Genomic DNA, 17,152 nt, shown 5'->3' with positions numbered 1-17,152 from the left:
CTGAATGATTAATATGATGGAAGGTTAAAACAATATGCGTACACATACATGACACAGGGGGTAACGGTTTGTTTTTCATCTGTAAACAGAGGCAGAATTTTGCCGTTTTCTCGCGCGGGCTTGCTTTTATTTCATGGAAAGTACGCCCAATCAGTGTGTTAGAAAAACTGGCGCGAATCTTTCATGGATATTGAAAATGGTTAGCTGAAACGATCTCTGGAGACAAGAACATGGTCATTCGCTGGATATTAATCCCTTTTCTGGCCTTTACGCTGGCGGCCTGTGCACCCGTTGGCGGCTACCGGGACGGCGACAAAAACAAAGCGCAATCTGACGCACAGTTCGAACCCATCACTGTGCGGGTCAGCGGCTTTGGTACCTACGAAGATGTCAGTGCAGATCGCCTGAATACCCGTAAGCGTCTGATGGCTCGCAGAGCCTCCCAGATGGATGCCTACCGGAATCTGGCGGAGCGGGTGTATGGCACGGTAATTTACGGCAGCGCTACGGTGAACGATTTTGTTCTGCGTAATGACGCCTTCCGCACCTACGTAGACAGCTACATTCGCGGCGCCAAAATGGTGGCGGTCAATGAACACAGCGATGGTGTTGTCGAGACGGTCATGGAGTTAAGACTGGAGCCGCGCTTCCGTGCCTGTGTGTCCAAGGTGGCGGATGACCAGGTTAAGGATCTTTGCCCGATACCCATGCCTGGCTACAACGATAATGTTGGCGATGTTCAGAGCAGAAGTGTCGACTCTCTGTACTACCTTGATTGATTCCGGCCGGCTGACTCTGATGCATGGAAAATTGAACGAAAATACGGGTAGGGAACAATGCGCTGGTTCATAACGCAGTTTGTGCGGTTGTTGTTTTTGTGTGCACTGGCGCCACTTATGATGGCCGCCAGCGCTCAGGCGGTTGTTCTAGAGGGCGTGGGGCACGCCAGTATCCATAACGACGATCTCGCCTCTGCCCGTGCCGAAGCCCGTAACGCAGCCATGCGTGATCTTGCTCTGCAGTATGAGGCTCAGGTCAGCACCAGTGACACTATGGAAAATGGTGTGTTGACCGAATCCAGCATGCGTCTGGCTTCCAGTGCGCGGGCGAGGAACGTAAAAGTTATTGATGAGCATCGCAGCGGCAATCTGCTGCGAGTAACAGTGCGTGGAGACATTTCTGCAGGAAGCGCCAGTTGTGGGGGCGCCGAGAGCGGCCGGCTGAAAAAACGGGTGGCGGTCACCGGGTTTCCGATTCTGTATCCGGATCAGGCCCGGGTAGGGCGCATTGACGATGCCGGCGAAATCCTGCCGCAGCACCTTCAGCAAGGTTTGCGAGAGTCGGGCAATCTCCAGGTGTTTTCTGCCACCACGTCTCGTCTTTTTCCTGATCTGCTGAATGCACCCACAATTCAGAAAAACGACAACCGGCTTACCAATGTTATTCAGCTTGCCCGCGAGATGGGTGTTCAGTTCGTTGTGACCGGGGTTATCCGGGATATAGGCGTCGCAGACCCTGCGGCCTGGGGTTCCTCCGTTCTGGACAGGATGCAAAGGAGCATCGGTGCGGCAGATATGCGGCGGCGTTTTGCGGTAGATGTCGTGGTTCTGGATGGTTTCAGCGGTTCACCGATCTATCAGCAGCGTTTTGAAACTGCGGCCGACTGGAATGCCGGCCCCGGCAGTTCTTCAGGCTTTGGTTCCGAAGGGTTTCGTAAGACACAGTATGGTGAGGCGGTTGCCGGTGTTGTCGGAGATATGGCCCAGGTAGTCACCGATGCTCTTGCGTGTCAGCCTTTTATGGCCCGGGTTACAAGGGTCGATGGTCAGCTGGTCACACTGGATTCAGGTGCTACAGCAGGTTTGCGACCAGGAGATGAGCTGCATCTCTATCGCAGCGCCCGCTATTTCGATTCTTTGGGTGGTACGCCAGAACTGAGTGATAGTCAGATCAATGTGACACTCAATAACGTTCATCCGGACTTCAGTAACGGTCGTATGCCACAGGTTGGCGGACAGGTAAATATTCAGCGGGACGATATCGCTATTATCTGGTAGCTCACAGGAGCTTTTTAGAAAGCCCCACTGAGTTGATTAGCGTGTTTCTGCTGTCGCAGCAATATCGCGAATTTTCCCCACCATGGCCCGCAAGCCGTTGCCGCGAGTCGGAGAAATATGGCGAAACAGATCCAGGCGCTCAAACAGCTCGTCGATATCGGTTGCCAGCAGATCTCTCGGAGATTTGCCGTTCAGTGCGACCAGAATCATTGCTGCAAGGCCGCGCACGATCATTGCATCGGAGTCGATTAGCAGGTAGAGCTTGTCGCTGGCTTCGTCATAATGGGAGATCAGCCACACCTGGCTCTGGCAGCCGTGGACATAGTTCTCTTCGATCCGGGCCTCGTCTGGAAACGCCGGCAGCTGTTTACCAAGATCAATAATAAAGGCGTATCGATCCTCCCAGTCGTCGAGAAACTCGAAGCCGTCAAGCACGTCTTCAAGCGTCGGGTTTTTTCCGAGAGGGTTGTCCAGAAAATCCTGTTCCGTCGCTGCCATTTACAACATTCCCAGTTCGAGTTTGGCTTCGTCGGTAAGCATATCGTTGTTCCAGGGTGGATCAAAGGTCAGCTCTACGGTTACCTTATCCACATTGGGCACGTGCTCTACCTTGGTTTTCACATCTTCAGTAATGACTGGCCCCATGCCGCAGCCTGCAGCCGTGAGGGTCATCAGAATGAAAACGTGATTGCCTTCGGGTGTGCCGTTTTCGATCCGGCATTCGTAAATCAGCCCGAGATCTACCACATTGACCGGAATCTCCGGGTCATAGCAGTTGCGTATAGCTTCCCATACCTGGTTCTCATTGATGGTCCCGTCTGCCGGTGTTTCGAAACTGCTTTCCAGCGGCTTCTTGCCGAGCGCGTCGGCATTGTGGCCTTCAATGCGGGCGAGGTTGCCATTGACTGCAACGGTAAAGGTACCGCCGAGTGACTGAGTGATGGTCACAAAGCTATCTACCGGAATCATTATTTCCGTTCCGGTCGGGACAAGGCGGGCTTCCACCTCGCGTTTGGTCAGTACGACTTCACGTTCTTGCATGCCTGGTTAAACCTCTTTTGGACCAGCGAGGGAGGTGGAATCAGCTTACGGTAAAGCTCTCACCGCACCCGCACTCTGCGGTGGCGTTTGGGTTGCGGAACTGGAACATGGAGTTCACGCCCTGGGTAACGAAGTCGATCTCGATACCGTTTACCATGGGCAGGTGTTCCTCTTTCACAAATACATCAACGCCATCAATGTGAAACACTTTGTCGTCGGGTGAGGCTTCATCAACCCACTGGGTTTCGTATTTGAAGCCAGAGCACCCGCTTTTTTTGATTGCTAACCGGATACCTTTGGCACTCGATGCTTTGTCGAGTTGCTTGCGCACGTGCTTGACGGCACTGGGCGTCATGGTAACGCCAACGGTCGGTGTGAAGACTTCAGCTGTCATGGTGTCTCCTCCATCAGGCAAACAGGCGCTGGACTTTCTTCAAGGCGGCAAATAGTTGATCCACCTCGTCCAGTGTATTGTAGAACGCGAAGGAGGCCCGGGCTGTACCGGGAACTCCGTAGAAATCCATCAGTGGCATGGCGCAGTGATGTCCGGTGCGGATCGCGATGCCCTGCTGGTCCAGTAAAGTACCTATGTCACTTGGGTGCAAGCCTTCAATTTTAAAGGACATTACAGGCACTTTGTTCTTTGCGGTGCCGATAACGGTCATGCCTGGGACGGTTTCAATCAGTTGGTTGGCGCGCTCCAGTAAGGCATTTTCAGCCGCCTCCATCGCGCCTCTGTCGAAACCGCTCAGGTATTCAATAGCTGCACCCAGGCCAACGGCCTCGGCGATTGCAGGCGTGCCTGCCTCAAATTTGTAGGGCAGAACGTTCCAGGTGGTGCGCTCGAACGATACCCGTTCGATCATCTCGCCACCGCCCTGATAGGGGGGCATTGCTTCCAGCAACGCAGCTTTGCCATAGAGTACGCCAATGCCCGTTGGGCCAAACAGTTTGTGTGATGAGAACACGTAGAAGTCGCAATCCAGTGCCTGCACATCCGGCTGGAAGTGGGGAACCGCCTGCGCACCGTCAAGCAGGGTTATGATGCCGCGGGCCCTGGCCTGCTTAACCATGTCTGCCACCGGGTTAATTGTGCCCAGAACATTGGATACGTGGGTGATGGCGAGCACACGGGTGCGGTCGCTCAACAGGCTGCTGAATGACTCCGCATCCAGTTCGCCCTCCGGCGTGATCTGAACCGGTATCACCTTGGCACCGGTACGCTCGGCGACCATCTGCCAGGGCACGATGTTGGCATGGTGCTCCATGTGGCTCACCAGAATCTCGTCACCGGCTTTGAGGCGTGGTGCCAGGCCATTCGCCACCAGGTTAATGGCCTCGGTGGTGCCTTTGGTCCAGATGATTTCCCGGGTGCTGCTTGCATTGAGAAAGCTGCGGACAGTCTCCCTGGCACCCTCAAACGCCGTGGTTGCGCGGTCGCCCAGGGTGTGGGCCCCCCGGTGTACGTTGGAGTGCATTTCCCGGTAATAGCGATCCATGGCATCCAGAACGGCGGATGGCTTTTGCGCCGACGCACCGTTATCCAGATACACCAGCGGTTTCCCGTTGACCTGTTGCGACAGGATAGGGAAATCCTCGCGAATGGCTTGTACGTCAAACGCCTTGCGGGTAGCTGTGTTTGCCATGGACAGATCGTTCATACTGGTCAGATCCCCTGGAATGACTGGTCGAAGAAGTGGTTCAGGCGGACTTGTACGGTATCTCTCACAACTTCCAGCGGGATCTGGGCTACCAGCTCGTTAATGAAGGCCATCGTCAGCAATACGTTGGCTTCGCGGCGACCAATGCCCCGTGATACCAGATAAAAGAGCGATTCCTCGTCGAGCTGGCCGATGGTTGCGCCATGGGCGCATTTGACATCGTCGGCATAGATTTCAAGCTCGGGCTTGGTGTCAATTTCCGCGCCGGTCGAGAGCAGCAGGTTGTTATTATTCATATTCGCATTGGACTTCTGAGCGTCTTGATGAATATGGATCCTGCCATTGAATACTGCGTGAGACTTGTCCGTGGCGATGTTGCGATAGGTTTCTTCGCTATCACAATGCGCCGCCACATGTTCAATATTCGTGTGGTTGTCGTAATGCTGTGTGCCTTGAGTCACGACCACGCCATTAAGTTTACACTCGGCGCCTTCGCCTTCCAGTGATACTTGCAGGTCGTGGCGGCGAAGCGGGCCGCCGAAGCCCACGCAGTGACTTTCGAAGCGCGAGCTGCGCTGCTGCCGGACACCGGTGGCGCCAACGTGTTGTACGTTCTCGCCATCCATGCATAGGCGTATGCTGGTTACGTTTGCGCCCTCGGCAAGATTGAATTCGGTTACGGTGTTAACCATGACCGCGTCCTGCCCGCTGGAAATATATTCTTCAACCAGTGTGATCTGGCTGTTGGTGCCCGCATCCACAAAAATACGGGGAAAAGCGGACCCGCTGGCACCAGCCGTGATCTCGTGAATAATAAACAGCGGCTGATCAAGAACTGCACCCGCCTTGAGCCTGATGACCAGGCCATCTTCAAAACGAGCCGAGTTCAGGCCTGCCAGCTGTACGGTATTTTTGTCGAGGGTGCTGTCCAGCTGCCCGGCCAGTTCGCTGGCTTCAGCATCAGAAAGGTCGCCGAAGCGCTGAATAAGAATGTTGTTCAGATCCGGGTATTCGCTGGCTTCCGGTATCATCACGCCGTTGATGAAAACCACCTTGTAGCCTGGAACTGCCAAAGCACTGCCGGCTTTACCGTCAATTGGCAGTGATATCGCCATCTCGTCGGTCAGCTTCAGGTGCTTGCTGGAATATTTCCAGTTTTCCGTTTTACGCGTTGGCAGAGGCATGTCGACCAGAGCGGCTCCGCGCTGCTTGCGCAGTGCGAGCAAGGGCTCTGGCAGCGCCTGGCCGGCCGGATGCAGGAACGCGGTGGGAAGAAGAGTTGGTGCTGGTTTCATTCCGCGGACTCCTTAGTTGGCTGAGCTGGCTTCAGTTGCGTCTTCCTTGATGCCAAGCCAGCCATAACCGCGCTCTTCCAGCTCCAGAGCCAGTTCGCGACCACCGGATTTTACGATCTTGCCATCGGCCAGAACGTGCACGTAATCCGGTACGATGTGGTCAAGCAGACGCTGATAGTGAGTAACCATCAGAATGGCGCGGTCCTGGGCGCGCAAAGCGTTAACCCCGTCGGACACCACCTTGAGTGCGTCGATATCCAGACCGGAGTCGGTTTCGTCCAGAATGGCCAGTTTCGGCTGCAACAACAAAGCCTGCATGATTTCGTTGCGCTTTTTCTCGCCGCCGGAGAAGCCTTCGTTGACGCCACGTTTCAGGAATGCAGGGTCGAGATCTACCTGTTTCGAAACCTCTCTTGCCAGCTTCATGAATTCGGCGGCATTCATTTCCGGTTCACCTTTGTGGTGACGCATGGCGTTAACGGCAGTACGCATGAACTGCAGGTTACTGACACCCGGAATCTCTACCGGGTATTGAAACGCCAGAAATACGCCTTCACGTGCCCGCTCTTCGGTTTCTTTTTCAAGCAGGTTTTCGCCATTCAGTGTGACTTCACCTGAGGTAACTTCAAATGCGTCGTTGCCTGCGAGCACCTGGGAAAGCGTACTTTTGCCTGACCCGTTCGGGCCCATGATGGCATGTACTTCCCCGGCTTTTATCTCGAGGTTAATGCCCTTGAGGATTTCTTTTCCCTCAACGGATGCGTGCAGGTTTTTGATGCTCAGCATTTGTAGGCTTCTCTCTGTTTAAACTGTTTAAACTGTCTGAATTCGGTTTGCTTGCAGGATATGTCGGGTTCTTGCCGGCTTAGCCGACAGACCCTTCCAGGCTCACTTCCAGAAGCTTGCCGGCCTCTACCGCAAACTCCATCGGAAGCTCCTTGAAAACCTCCTTGCAGAAACCGTTAACAATCATGGAGACCGCACGTTCGGGGTCGATACCGCGCTGGCGGCACAAAAACATCTGCTCGTCGCTGACCTTGGATGTGGTCGCTTCGTGCTCCACGATTGCCGATTTGTTCAGGCTCTCAATATACGGGAAGGTATGCGCCCCGCAGCGGTCGCCAATCAGCAGCGAGTCACACTGGGTGAAGTTACGCGCACCCTCGGCTCGAGGGCCGAACTTGACCAGGCCGCGATAGGCATTGGAGCTTTTGCCAGCTGAAATACCCTTGGAGATGATGGTGCTGGACGTGTTTTTGCCCAGGTGGATCATCTTGGTGCCGGTGTCAGCCTGCTGATGGTTGTGGGTGAGTGCGACTGAGTAGAACTCACCGACACTGTTGTCACCACGAAGAATGCAGCTCGGGTATTTCCAGGTAACAGCTGAACCTGTTTCTACCTGGGTCCAGGAAACCTTGGAGTTCTTCCCGATACACGCTGCGCGCTTGGTAACGAAGTTATAGATGCCACCCTTGCCGTTTTCGTCGCCGGGATACCAGTTCTGAACGGTGGAGTACTTGATCTGTGCATCGTCCAGAGCAACCAGCTCGACCACGGCTGCGTGCAACTGGTTTTCGTCGCGCATGGGAGCGGTGCAGCCTTCGAGATAGCTTACATAGCTGCCTTCGTCAGCAATGATCAGGGTGCGCTCAAACTGACCGGTATTGGCAGCGTTGATGCGGAAGTAAGTCGACAACTCCATGGGGCAGCGAACGCCCTTGGGAACGTATACAAAGGTTCCGTCTGAAAAAACCGCAGAGTTAAGGCCGGCAAAATAGTTGTCGGTGTGCGGAACAACCGTGCCCAGGTACTTTTTGACCAGTTCTGGGTGATCGCGCATGGCCTCTGAAATCGAGCAGAATATAACGCCCGCTTTTGCCAGTGGCTCCTTGAAGGTAGTGGCCACAGAGACGGAATCGAAAACCGCATCCACAGCTACGCCTGCAAGCTTTGCGCGCTCGTGCAGGGGGATGCCCAGTTTTTCGTATGTTTTAAGGAGCTCGGGATCGACATCATCGAGGCTCTGGGGCATGTCTTCTTTACGCTTGGGTGCCGAGTAGTATGAGATCGCGTTGTAGTCGATCTTCGGGTAACCCACATGCGCCCACTCCGGTTCTTCCATTTCGAGCCAGCGACGATAGGCTTTGAGGCGCCATTCCAGCATGAATTCCGGCTCTTTCTTGATTTCAGAAAGGCGGGTGACAACGTCTTCATTCAAACCGGGCTCGAACGTATCGACTTCGATTTCTGTCACGAAACCGTGCTCGTATTCCCGTTTGATCAGCTCGTTCACCTCTTGGTCGGTGGTCGCCATGATCGTCGCTCCGTATTCTCTCTCGCGGGCTTTTGGGCCCTTTGGTTTGCCTGCAACCAGGAAGGGTTGCGGGGCTGTTCTATTGCTTCTGGCTCGTGATTGTACAATACCAGACTAAATTAGTCAGGTATTAAATTTCGGCAGAACCAAGTATATCGTAATACACCCGCCAGAGGCTAAGTCTGACGGGCGTAATGACCCGGGTATGAGTTTATACGGAGCCCGCGTGGTTCAGATGAACATCAGGCCTGGGGAGGTAGTATGCGAGTGAGGTAACTGTGCTTCAGCGTGATGGGAGTTTGAGGTGGTCGGGGAATGCGAATAACGTGGCCACTGCCGGGAGCGTAGTCCATGGCTGCGCCGTTAATGTTCTCCATGACAGGTACGGAGAACAGCAGGTTGCCCGATGGTGTAACAAGCTCAAGCTGGTCGCCTGGAGCAAACTTGTTTTTTACGTTGATGGTCAGCCACTGGCCGTCGTCATTGGTGATGGTGCCCACCACTTGTTGGGTTCCGAGATAGGAGGAACCCTGTTCGTAGGTCTGGTATTCCTGGGGCATATGCCGGCGCAGGAAGCCTTCGGTATAGCCACGATTGGATAGTGCTTCGAGCTCGTTCATCAGGCTCATGTCGAAAGGCTTGCCCTTTGCGGCCTCGTCGATGGCTCGGCGATACACCTGGGTAGTGCGTGCCACGTAATAGGTGCTTTTCGTGCGCCCCTCTATTTTCAGAGAGTGCACGCCCATGGCGGTGAGCTCGGCGACATGTTGTACTGCCCGAAGATCCCGTGAGTTCATGATGTAAGTGCCGTGCTCATCCTCATAAGCGGGAATAAAGCTACCCGGGCGGTTGGGTTCTTCCAGCAGGATTTCTTTGGGTTCGAATGACTGTACCGCATCGGCGGAGGTAGCGATGAGGTCGTTGGTCTGGTCGTGACCGTGTTGTACCGGCTTGTAATTCCAGCGGCAGGCGTTGGTGCAGGCGCCCTGATTGGCGTCCCTGTGGTTCATATAGCCAGAAAGCAGGCAGCGCCCGGAGTAGGCCATGCACAATGCGCCGTGAACAAAAACCTCCAGCTCCATTTGCGGTACCCGCTCGCGGATGTCGCGGATTTCGCCCAGCGCGAGTTCGCGCGACAAAATTACCCGGCTGATTCCCTGCCGTCGCCAGAACTCAACGGTTGCCCAGTTTACAGCGTTGGCCTGCACCGACAGGTGGATAGGCTGATCGGGCCACTTTTCTCGCACCAGCATGATCAGGCCCGGGTCTGACATGATCAGCGCGTCCGGTTTGTACTCAAGCACGGGCTCCAGATCCCGCAGGTAGGAACGCACTTTGTCGTTGTGCGGCGCTATATTCGAAACCAGATAGAACTGTTTTCCCAGCGCATGAGCTCTCTGAATACCGGCGCCCAGTGCGCTGGCGTCTTTAAAGCTGTTATTGCGCACCCTCAGCGAATAGCGTGGCTGGCCGGCATAGACGGCGTCAGCGCCATAGGCAAATGCGGTCTCGAGATGCTCAGGGGTGCCGGCAGGTGCCAGTAGTTCCGGGATAATCATGGGGGCTCCGGGTAAATCGGTGGTTGGCTATTCTGCCGCAGGCTAAAGCGTTTTCCCTTGATCCTGCTCAAACGTCTTATTGATTATTTTCAGCTAACATGTGTACGCTGTGAGCCAAAATGGCAGGGTCGGTATTCACAATAAGGAGGATTGAAGGATGGCATCAGAGCCTCTGGGCCCAGAGGTGGTGCGGGTTTCATTGAGTAACAAAGTAAGTTCACTGATCAGTATTCAGCTTGCCCGAGGCAAGGTGGGCGTTGAAGTGGTGGCGTCGCAGTTACACATGAGCCGGTATACGCTTCACAAGAAACTGAAGCGCGAAGGGTTAACCTTTGCCCGTCTGCTGGAAGATGTGCGCCGTAAGCAGGCGCTGACTTACATGCAGGATAGAACCAAGCCGCTGGTAGAAATAGCCGAACAGCTTGGTTTCTCAGAGCTGAGTGCATTCAGCCGGGCATTCAAGCGCTGGATGGGCACTTCCCCGACTGAATATCGCTCCGTCAGGTTATCCTGACGGGGTCTGTCAGTGCTTCTTGAACACCAGCGTGGCGTTGGTGCCGCCAAAGCCGAAGCTGTTGCTCATAACCAGATCCAGGTTCTGATTATCCATTCTTTCGCGCACAATCGGGTAACCTTCGGCACCTTCGTCCAGGTTCTCGATGTTGGCTGACGGCGCTATAAAGTTCTCTCGCTGCATGATGATGCTGTAGATGGCTTCATGAACGCCTGCTGCACCCAGGGCATGGCCGCAAAGTGGCTTTGTAGAACTCAATGGCGGAATCTTGTCGCCGAAGGTCGTTTTCAGGGCGGTCAGTTCCGTCACATCGCCGGCAGGTGTGCTGGTGCCGTGGGTGTTAATGTAGCCGATTTCGCCGTCCAGGTTTTTCATGGCCTGCTGCATGCAACGTATGGCGCCTTCTCCACTGGGTGCGACCATGTCGGCACCGTCTGATGTGGCACCAAAACCAACCAGTTCAGCAAGAATGGTGGCTCCGCGTGCCTCAGCGTGCTCGAGCGCTTCCAGTACCAGAGTGCCGCCGCCACCGGAGATAACAAAGCCATCCCGGTCTTTGTCGTAGGTGCGCGATGCCTTTTCTGGCGTATCGTTGTACTTGGTTGAAAGCGCACCCATGGCATCAAACATCAGGCTCAGGGTCCAGTGGATGTCCTCGCCGCCGCCGGCAAGCATTACATCCTGACGCCCCAGGGCAATCTGGTCTGCAGCATGGCCAATGGCGTGTGCGCTGGTGGCGCAGGCCGAGGTGATGCCGTAGTTGATGCCGGTGATACCAAATGCCGTTGAAATAGTGGCGTTGATTGAGCTGCCCATAGTGCGGGGCACGCGATAAGGCCCAACGCGACGAATGCCTTTGGCGCGGTGGGTGTCGATCGCATCGAGAAGCTCAACAGTTGACGCGCCTCCGGTGCCAAACACGGCACCAGTGCTGTTTGCTGTAAGGTGCTCTTTGGTCAATCCTGCCTGTTCAATGGCTTCGCACGCTGCCAGATAAGCATAGGCGGCAGCCGGACACATGAACCGCAGCAATTTACGATCAATAAGCTCTGGCAGGTTCAGGTCAATCTGGCCACAAACGTGGCTGCGCAAACCATTGTCACGGGCTTCTTCACTGAAGCCAATGCCGGGTATGGACTCCTTCAGGGAGTGGGTTACTTCTTTCTGATTGGTGCCAAGGCTGGAGACAATCCCCATGCCGGTGATAACAACACGCCGCATCTTGCTAGCTCCTAAAAATCATCAGTGGAAGTGAATACGCCAACCCGCAGGTCTTTGGCCGTGTAGATTTCCTTGCCATCCACTTCCATACGTCCGTCAGCAATAGCCAACGTAAGTTTACGGTTGATCACACGTTTGATGTCGAGGTAGTAGCGCACTTTTTTGTTGGTAGGAAGAACCTGGCCGGTGAATTTCACTTCTCCGGCGCCCAGTGCGCGGCCTTTGCCTTCGCTGCCGCCCCATGCCAGGTAAAAACCAACCAGCTGCCACATAGCATCAAGGCCAAGACAGCCTGGCATGACGGGGTCATCAACGAAATGGACTTTAAAAAACCAGAGGTCAGGATTGATATCCAGCTCTGCTATCAGGCTGCCTTTGCCATAAAGGCCATCGTCCGTGCCTACGTGGGTGACACGGTCGACCATCAGCATCTCATCTATGGGCAGCCGCGTGGCGCCCGGGAAAAGTTTGCCATGACCGCATTTAATCAGGTCTTCTTTGTCAAAATGATCCGGGTTCATAATGCCATCGTCTCTGTTACAGAATGATTTACTGATACTTTAGCTGTTATTTCGCGAGTCGCTATTGACCATTAGTGGATAATTAACGTTTAAGCGGTGCAGTTGCAAGTGGAGGCTGGTACTCAAGTGGAGGCATTGAATAAAAAAAGAGCAGGCTCCCCACGAACCTGCTCTGATAAAAACTGACGAAAAAATATCTCGGTTATCAGCCCGCGCGGCCGTCTGGTCTGGGGCTTGCGAGTATTTTTGTGTAGCGCACCAGAAACATGCCGTAGGCAAAAATCCAGAGCAAACTGCTACTGCCGATGCCCGGGTGCCACGGAACAATATCGAACGCGGTAAGTACCCGGATTATTGCCGCCAACTGAATCGCAATAAACGCAGTCACCATCCCTTTTGGCAGTATCAGCGGCCTGCCGGTATGGCCGAGTGTCACCCGAGCAATAACTCCCAGAATAAGACAGCTGATAGCTCCAGTGCCTGCCGCATGGCTCCAGGCGTTGGACGGCCAGCCAGCGAAAAGAGTGCCCGCGAGAAGGTACAGGGAAACCGGCACCCAGAGCATCGACAGGTGAAGAACCCACAGGAGGGGTTCCTTGCGAACCAGCCAGCCTTTCCAGTTGGCGAGGCGCACCAACATAAGGGTGCCTGCTATGGTTGCCAGGGTGCCTGTGAGGGCTTCCCAGCCTGTCACCAATGATGCGGTGAGTAGAATCATGGAAAACAACGTAACCATGTCCAGCGCTGGAACAGTTTTTACAGCGCCGGCATCCAGCCCGCGCTGCCGCAGCCAGCCGGTTGTGAACGCCGGGGTGATACGCCCACCGACAATGCTGATAAGTGCCATGGCCATAATTAGTGCGCCGTGGCTGAATGCCATATCCAGGCGAGTTACAAAGCCTATCTGCATCAGCCACAACAAGCCCAGAACGACCAGAATCATGAGCTGGCGCTTTTGCTTTGCGTGCCAGACACGCCATCCGGCATCCAGCATTACCAGTGGTAGGAAGGCCAGGTTAAAGCCCTGAACCAGCCAGCCAGGCAGGTCAGCGCCGAAGGCCAGAAGCAGGCGCCCGGCCAGCCATACACCCCATAGCAGCACTAGCTGGAAGCCGTGAGTGCGCTCGGTTTGAGTCCATACGCAGACAGCAGTCAACAAAAAGCCGGCGATAGCGGCAGACAGAAAGCCGAACAGCATCTCGTGTTGGTGCCAGAATAGCCCGGGCATAGCCAGAGGCAGGTTAATGACACCGGTCACCTCAAGAACCCAAAGGGGAATCACCACAAGTGCCAGCAGCGTCATCGACAAAAAGAAGATGCGGAACGGGTAGCCGAAAAGCTGACTGATACTGGCGGAATCGGCCTGAGCGGATGTAGGGATAGCCTGCATGTTGTTACCTGCTAATACATATATGTTAGGTATATGTTAATCGCATGTGGCCAGAAATAACATACCCGGTTGGGGGTATCTTTGCGTACAATGCCGCTATCGTTTTGAATCATATTGGAATGATCTATGAGTACATACGTGATCCTGAAAACCCTTCACATGTCCACGGCCTACCTGACAATAACCTTATTCGTGCTGCGGCTGCTGCTCGATGCAGTGGGAAAGCCCGGCTGGCGACAGGGCCCTTTGCGCTGGATACCCCATGCCAACGACACTGTGTTGTTGGTGGCGGCTATTAGCCTGCTGTTTGTGGGCGGCTGGAACCCGCTGGAGCAGGGCTGGATTCTGGCCAAAATTGTACTGTTGCTGGGTTATATTGCGGCAGGGCTTTTCGCGCTGAAAGTCACTGTGTCGCGCCCTGTTCGTGTTGTTGCAGCAGTGTTGGCGCTGGTGCAGGTATCAGCCATTTTCCATCTTGCCATGGCCAAACCTTTAATCTTCTAATCTATCAAAGCCGCCGACACTGGATCCCAAAAGCCTTTGGGGGGTACCGGCAATTACGCGGAGCAAACGATGTGGGATGAGCGATTTAACACTGAGCACTATGTATACGGAGAAGAGCCAAACTCTTTTCTGGTGGAGCAGTGGAATAAATACGAACTGGATGAAAACAAGGGCAAGGTGCTCTGTCTTGCCGAGGGTGAGGGCCGCAATGCCGTTTATCTGGCAGAGCGGGGGCACACAGTGACCACGGTTGATTTGTCTGAAGTCGGATTGCAAAAGTCGGCCCGGCTTGCAGAAAGTCGTGGCGTAGCTCTGGAAACCGTGCAGGCCGATTTGGCGACCTATACCCCTGAATCAAACGTCTACTCCGCGGTTGTCATGATTTTTGCCCACACTCCAACCGATATTCGCAAGCGCTCGCTGCAAATTGCAAAAGACGCACTGCGAACCGGGGGCTATTTAATTCTGGAAGGTTACACAGAATATCAAATAGGGCGAGGCACAGGTGGGCCGGGCGATAAAACCATGATGTTCAGCAAACAGGAGCTGGAACAGATTTTTGCGCCCGGTGAGATTCTCCTTTCCCGTGAACTCGTCCGTGATATTCACGAGGGTCCACTTCACAATGGTGAAGGTGCAGTTGTTCAGTTTGTCGCTAAAAAGGCTTAAACGGGGCCTCTAGCGCTCTATCTTTTCTGACAGCTCGTCCAGTTTGCGTTGAACCGAGCGGAGTTGCTGAACAATCTCATCGCGCTCATCGTGAGCTTGCTGAGCCTGTTTGGCGTTCTGCTCCTCGCTCATAACCTCCAGAATCGCCCCGATCATCATATTCAGGAACACGAAGGCTGTGAGAAAAATAAAGGTCAGATAGTAGATCCAGCTTAGCGGATACTGCTCCATGGTCGCGTACATTACATCAGTCCAGTCCTCGAATGTTGCCACCCGGAACAGTGTAAGCATCGCGATCGCGACATCACCCCACAGCTCATTGTCGACGCTGGCAAAGAACATCGACCCCATCGCCGCGTAGATGTAGAAGATGATAAACATCAGCAGCGCGATGTAACCCATGCGCGGAATGGCTTTGAGCAGAGAATTGATCAGGAAGCGCAGCTCCGGCACCACGGAAACCAGACGCAACACTCGGAAAACCCTTAACAGTCGGCCCAGCAGTACGGCTTCCGAGTTGTCCAGAGGGATAAGGCTGCCAATCACTACAAGCGTGTCAAACAGGTTCCAGCCGTCCATCAGGAAGCGCCGCTTGACCGGGCTGACCGCAAATCGAAACAGAATCTCGATCAGGAAGAATACGGTGATGGCGTTATCCATCACACTCAGAGACTGCTCAACCAGTGGCGGCAGGTCATAGGTTTTCGCACCGATTGTCAGGGCAGACAAAATGATGATGGTTATGACCGCACCCTGAAAGAGGGTGCTGGATTCTATTCGGCGCAACTGGTTGAAGCCGGCAACGGGAGACATTTCCGGTGGCATGGTCTGTACTGCTCCAGGTGAAATCGGGTGTGCTGATTCTAATGGCCCGGCCAGCGCTGGAACAGCCTTGTTACAGAGATTTCAACAAGCGGCCGTCACTCGCCCTGCTGCGATGGTCCGCTTGTGCCGCCTTCGTTGTTGGGTTTGCGGTTCAGGGGATAGAACAATTGCGGTGATGCCAGTTCCGGCAGGTCGGTCTGCTCTCTGTTTTCAGCCCACTCAACTCGCTCAGCTGAGCGTATGGCGTAATGCATCCAGGCCAATGCGGCCGCAGCGATGACGAACATCAGCATAAAGCAGCTCTGCCAGATGCCGGTAAGATCGTTTAAAACACCGAAGGTCAGTGGCAGGATAAACCCGCCCAGCCCGCCAATCATTCCGACGACGCCACCGACTGCACCCACATGCATCGGGTAGTAAACGGGAATGTGTTTGTAAACAGCGGCTTTACCCAGTGACATGAAAAAGCCCAGGGTGAAAATCAAGGTTACAAATACCGGCAGACTCATTTCCAGTGTGAAGCGAACATCGCCGTCGATGCCGTGCACCACGTAATCGGTTGGGGGATAGCTCAGCAGGAAAGTGCAGACAACCGATGCGATAAACGTCCAGTACATCACGCGCCTTGCGCCGAAACGATCAGACATCCAGCCGCCAAGAATGCGAAACAGAGACGCTGGAATAGTGTAGAGCGCTGCGATCATGCCTGCTGTTGTTATGTCCAGCTCGTAAACGCCGATCAGATAGTGTGGTAGCCATAACGCCAGAGCCACAAAGGCCCCGAACACGAAAAAGTAATAAAGCGCAAAGCGCCACACCCGCAGATCTCTCAGCGGCTCCATCTGCTCCATGAACGAACGCTGCTGTTCGTGTTCTTTTCGGCCCGCAGAAACCGGATCCTCTTTCGCCAGCAGAATAAAGATAATGCCCATGACCGCCAATACAGACGCATAGATCTGGGCGGTGGTCTCCCAGCCAAACGCGACCAGCAAAAAGGGCGCTCCGAAGTTGGTTACGGCGGAACCCACGTTACCTGCGCCGAAGATGCCCAGAGCTGTGCCCTGGCGAGCCGGCTCAAACCAGGCGGCGGTGTAGGCTACGCCCACTATAAAAGCACCACCCGCAAGGCCAACGCCCAGTGCGCCAACCAGCAGCATCGGATAGGTCGTGGCAAAGGTGAGCAGGTAAACGCAGGATGCGGTAGCGAGCATGAGGATGCCGAACACCCAGCGCCCGCCGTAACGGTCTGTCCAGATACCAAGGAATAGACGGCTAATGGACCCGGTGAGGATGGGGGTGGCCATAAGCAGGCCAAGCTGGGTGTCTGAAAGTCCCAGGTCTTCAGCAATGCGGATGCCGATGATGGAAAAGATCGTCCATACGGCGAAACATAGCGTGAATGCCAGCGTTGAAAGACCCAGTGCACGGTACTGCTGCGGTTTGGTTGGCGAAATCACTGTATTGGTCCTCCTTGCCTGCGTTTGCTGACCCGTATTTTCAACCTCTTTAACCATACCAAACCCCGGGTTTTCCCGGTGAGAGCATTGGAGGTACCTCCTACATGGCGCCCTGGTGGTAGTT

At 54.6% G+C, this 17,152-nt stretch carries 18 protein-coding genes; 5 read left to right on the top strand and 13 right to left on the bottom strand.

All coding sequences use genetic code 11. The features are described from left to right. Positions 1-230 precede the first annotated feature (230 nt). Both Q4501_RS12980 and Q4501_RS12975 read left to right on the top strand, forming a co-directional pair. Positions 231-779, top strand: a complete 549-nt coding sequence (locus Q4501_RS12980) for an LPP20 family lipoprotein (protein WP_303596667.1) — start codon at positions 231-233, stop codon at positions 777-779. A 57-nt stretch (positions 780-836) separates the two neighbouring features. Next, positions 837-2,057, top strand: a complete 1,221-nt coding sequence (locus Q4501_RS12975) for a flagellar assembly protein T N-terminal domain-containing protein (protein WP_303596666.1) — start codon at positions 837-839, stop codon at positions 2,055-2,057. Between the two features lie 36 nt (positions 2,058-2,093). On the opposite strand, the gene Q4501_RS12970 is transcribed toward Q4501_RS12975, so the two are convergent. The 8 genes from Q4501_RS12970 to yegQ all read right to left on the bottom strand — a co-directional run bounded on the left by Q4501_RS12970 (position 2,094) and on the right by yegQ (position 9,927). Beyond that, a complete protein-coding gene (locus Q4501_RS12970; RefSeq protein WP_303596665.1) occupies positions 2,094-2,555 on the bottom strand; it encodes a SufE family protein in 462 nt (153 codons plus the stop codon). Then, entirely contained in the window at positions 2,556-3,098 is a 543-nt protein-coding gene (gene sufT, locus Q4501_RS12965; protein ID WP_303596664.1) for a putative Fe-S cluster assembly protein SufT, read from the bottom strand. Positions 3,099-3,138: 40 nt separating this feature from the next. Further along, positions 3,139-3,492 (bottom strand): iron-sulfur cluster assembly accessory protein, encoded by a 354-nt coding sequence (locus Q4501_RS12960; protein ID WP_303596663.1) that lies wholly within the window; start codon positions 3,490-3,492, stop codon positions 3,139-3,141. 13 nt (positions 3,493-3,505) lie between these two features. Then, positions 3,506-4,759 carry an aminotransferase class V-fold PLP-dependent enzyme gene (locus Q4501_RS12955; RefSeq protein ID WP_303596662.1) on the bottom strand — a complete coding sequence of 418 codons (1,254 nt, stop codon included), beginning with the start codon at positions 4,757-4,759 and terminating at the stop codon, positions 3,506-3,508. A gap of 5 nt (positions 4,760-4,764) precedes the next feature. Beyond that, the gene (sufD, locus tag Q4501_RS12950) at positions 4,765-6,054 is read right to left on the bottom strand and encodes a Fe-S cluster assembly protein SufD (protein WP_303596661.1); all 1,290 of its coding nucleotides are present in this window, start codon (positions 6,052-6,054) and stop codon (positions 4,765-4,767) included. Positions 6,055-6,066: 12 nt separating this feature from the next. Beyond that, positions 6,067-6,840, bottom strand: a complete 774-nt coding sequence (gene sufC, locus Q4501_RS12945; RefSeq protein ID WP_303596660.1) for a Fe-S cluster assembly ATPase SufC — start codon at positions 6,838-6,840, stop codon at positions 6,067-6,069. A gap of 79 nt (positions 6,841-6,919) precedes the next feature. Then, a complete protein-coding gene (gene sufB / locus Q4501_RS12940; protein WP_303596659.1) occupies positions 6,920-8,368 on the bottom strand; it encodes a Fe-S cluster assembly protein SufB in 1,449 nt (482 codons plus the stop codon). Between the two features lie 242 nt (positions 8,369-8,610). After that, the gene (gene yegQ / locus Q4501_RS12935) at positions 8,611-9,927 is read right to left on the bottom strand and encodes a tRNA 5-hydroxyuridine modification protein YegQ (RefSeq protein WP_303596658.1); all 1,317 of its coding nucleotides are present in this window, start codon (positions 9,925-9,927) and stop codon (positions 8,611-8,613) included. Between the two features lie 157 nt (positions 9,928-10,084). Here yegQ and Q4501_RS12930 point away from each other — a divergent pair, with 157 nt between their 5' ends. Next, entirely contained in the window at positions 10,085-10,441 is a 357-nt protein-coding gene (locus tag Q4501_RS12930; RefSeq protein ID WP_303596657.1) for a helix-turn-helix transcriptional regulator, read from the top strand. A 9-nt stretch (positions 10,442-10,450) separates the two neighbouring features. Here Q4501_RS12930 and fabB read toward each other — a convergent pair whose 3' ends face one another. From fabB to Q4501_RS12915, 3 genes are all read right to left on the bottom strand, one after another. Then, positions 10,451-11,662, bottom strand: a complete 1,212-nt coding sequence (gene fabB / locus Q4501_RS12925; protein ID WP_303596656.1) for a beta-ketoacyl-ACP synthase I — start codon at positions 11,660-11,662, stop codon at positions 10,451-10,453. 11 nt (positions 11,663-11,673) lie between these two features. After that, positions 11,674-12,183, bottom strand: coding sequence for a bifunctional 3-hydroxydecanoyl-ACP dehydratase/trans-2-decenoyl-ACP isomerase (fabA, locus tag Q4501_RS12920; protein ID WP_303596655.1), 510 nt, complete (start codon positions 12,181-12,183; stop codon positions 11,674-11,676). A 205-nt stretch (positions 12,184-12,388) separates the two neighbouring features. Further along, positions 12,389-13,573, bottom strand: a complete 1,185-nt coding sequence (locus Q4501_RS12915) for an NnrS family protein (RefSeq protein WP_303596654.1) — start codon at positions 13,571-13,573, stop codon at positions 12,389-12,391. A 126-nt stretch (positions 13,574-13,699) separates the two neighbouring features. Here Q4501_RS12915 and Q4501_RS12910 point away from each other — a divergent pair, with 126 nt between their 5' ends. Further along, a complete protein-coding gene (locus Q4501_RS12910) occupies positions 13,700-14,077 on the top strand; it encodes a SirB2 family protein (protein ID WP_303596653.1) in 378 nt (125 codons plus the stop codon). Between the two features lie 69 nt (positions 14,078-14,146). After that, a complete protein-coding gene (locus Q4501_RS12905) occupies positions 14,147-14,746 on the top strand; it encodes a cyclopropane-fatty-acyl-phospholipid synthase family protein (RefSeq protein WP_303596652.1) in 600 nt (199 codons plus the stop codon). Positions 14,747-14,755: 9 nt separating this feature from the next. Here Q4501_RS12905 and Q4501_RS12900 read toward each other — a convergent pair whose 3' ends face one another. Both Q4501_RS12900 and Q4501_RS12895 read right to left on the bottom strand, forming a co-directional pair. Further along, positions 14,756-15,571 (bottom strand): ion transporter, encoded by an 816-nt coding sequence (locus tag Q4501_RS12900; RefSeq protein ID WP_303596651.1) that lies wholly within the window; start codon positions 15,569-15,571, stop codon positions 14,756-14,758. 95 nt (positions 15,572-15,666) lie between these two features. Continuing rightward, positions 15,667-17,025: a nitrate/nitrite transporter gene (locus Q4501_RS12895; protein WP_303596839.1), complete on the bottom strand. Its 1,359-nt coding sequence runs from the start codon at positions 17,023-17,025 to the stop codon at positions 15,667-15,669. Positions 17,026-17,152 lie beyond the last annotated feature (127 nt).

Origin of the sequence: Marinobacter sp. 2_MG-2023 (assembly GCF_030546935.1) — a bacterium.
GTDB lineage: Bacteria > Pseudomonadota > Gammaproteobacteria > Pseudomonadales > Oleiphilaceae > Marinobacter.
Note: the sequence above shows the minus strand (reverse complement) of the source record. Positions and strands in the feature narration are given on the sequence as shown.

Bases quoted from the DNA above. Each gene is read 5' to 3' on its own strand.
- Q4501_RS12980 (WP_303596667.1), top strand. From the start codon at position 231: ATGGTCATTCGCTGGATATTAATCCCTTTTCTGGCCTTTACGCTGGCG.
- Q4501_RS12975 (WP_303596666.1), top strand. From the start codon at position 837: ATGCGCTGGTTCATAACGCAGTTTGTGCGGTTGTTGTTTTTGTGTGCA.
- Q4501_RS12970 (WP_303596665.1), bottom strand. From the start codon at position 2,555: ATGGCAGCGACGGAACAGGATTTTCTGGACAACCCTCTCGGAAAAAAC.
- sufT (WP_303596664.1), bottom strand. From the start codon at position 3,098: ATGCAAGAACGTGAAGTCGTACTGACCAAACGCGAGGTGGAAGCCCGC.
- Q4501_RS12960 (WP_303596663.1), bottom strand. From the start codon at position 3,492: ATGACAGCTGAAGTCTTCACACCGACCGTTGGCGTTACCATGACGCCC.
- Q4501_RS12955 (WP_303596662.1), bottom strand. From the start codon at position 4,759: ATGAACGATCTGTCCATGGCAAACACAGCTACCCGCAAGGCGTTTGAC.
- sufD (WP_303596661.1), bottom strand. From the start codon at position 6,054: ATGAAACCAGCACCAACTCTTCTTCCCACCGCGTTCCTGCATCCGGCC.
- sufC (WP_303596660.1), bottom strand. From the start codon at position 6,840: ATGCTGAGCATCAAAAACCTGCACGCATCCGTTGAGGGAAAAGAAATC.
- sufB (WP_303596659.1), bottom strand. From the start codon at position 8,368: ATGGCGACCACCGACCAAGAGGTGAACGAGCTGATCAAACGGGAATAC.
- yegQ (WP_303596658.1), bottom strand. From the start codon at position 9,927: ATGATTATCCCGGAACTACTGGCACCTGCCGGCACCCCTGAGCATCTC.
- Q4501_RS12930 (WP_303596657.1), top strand. From the start codon at position 10,085: ATGGCATCAGAGCCTCTGGGCCCAGAGGTGGTGCGGGTTTCATTGAGT.
- fabB (WP_303596656.1), bottom strand. From the start codon at position 11,662: ATGCGGCGTGTTGTTATCACCGGCATGGGGATTGTCTCCAGCCTTGGC.
- fabA (WP_303596655.1), bottom strand. From the start codon at position 12,183: ATGAACCCGGATCATTTTGACAAAGAAGACCTGATTAAATGCGGTCAT.
- Q4501_RS12915 (WP_303596654.1), bottom strand. From the start codon at position 13,573: ATGCAGGCTATCCCTACATCCGCTCAGGCCGATTCCGCCAGTATCAGT.
- Q4501_RS12910 (WP_303596653.1), top strand. From the start codon at position 13,700: ATGAGTACATACGTGATCCTGAAAACCCTTCACATGTCCACGGCCTAC.
- Q4501_RS12905 (WP_303596652.1), top strand. From the start codon at position 14,147: ATGTGGGATGAGCGATTTAACACTGAGCACTATGTATACGGAGAAGAG.
- Q4501_RS12900 (WP_303596651.1), bottom strand. From the start codon at position 15,571: ATGCCACCGGAAATGTCTCCCGTTGCCGGCTTCAACCAGTTGCGCCGA.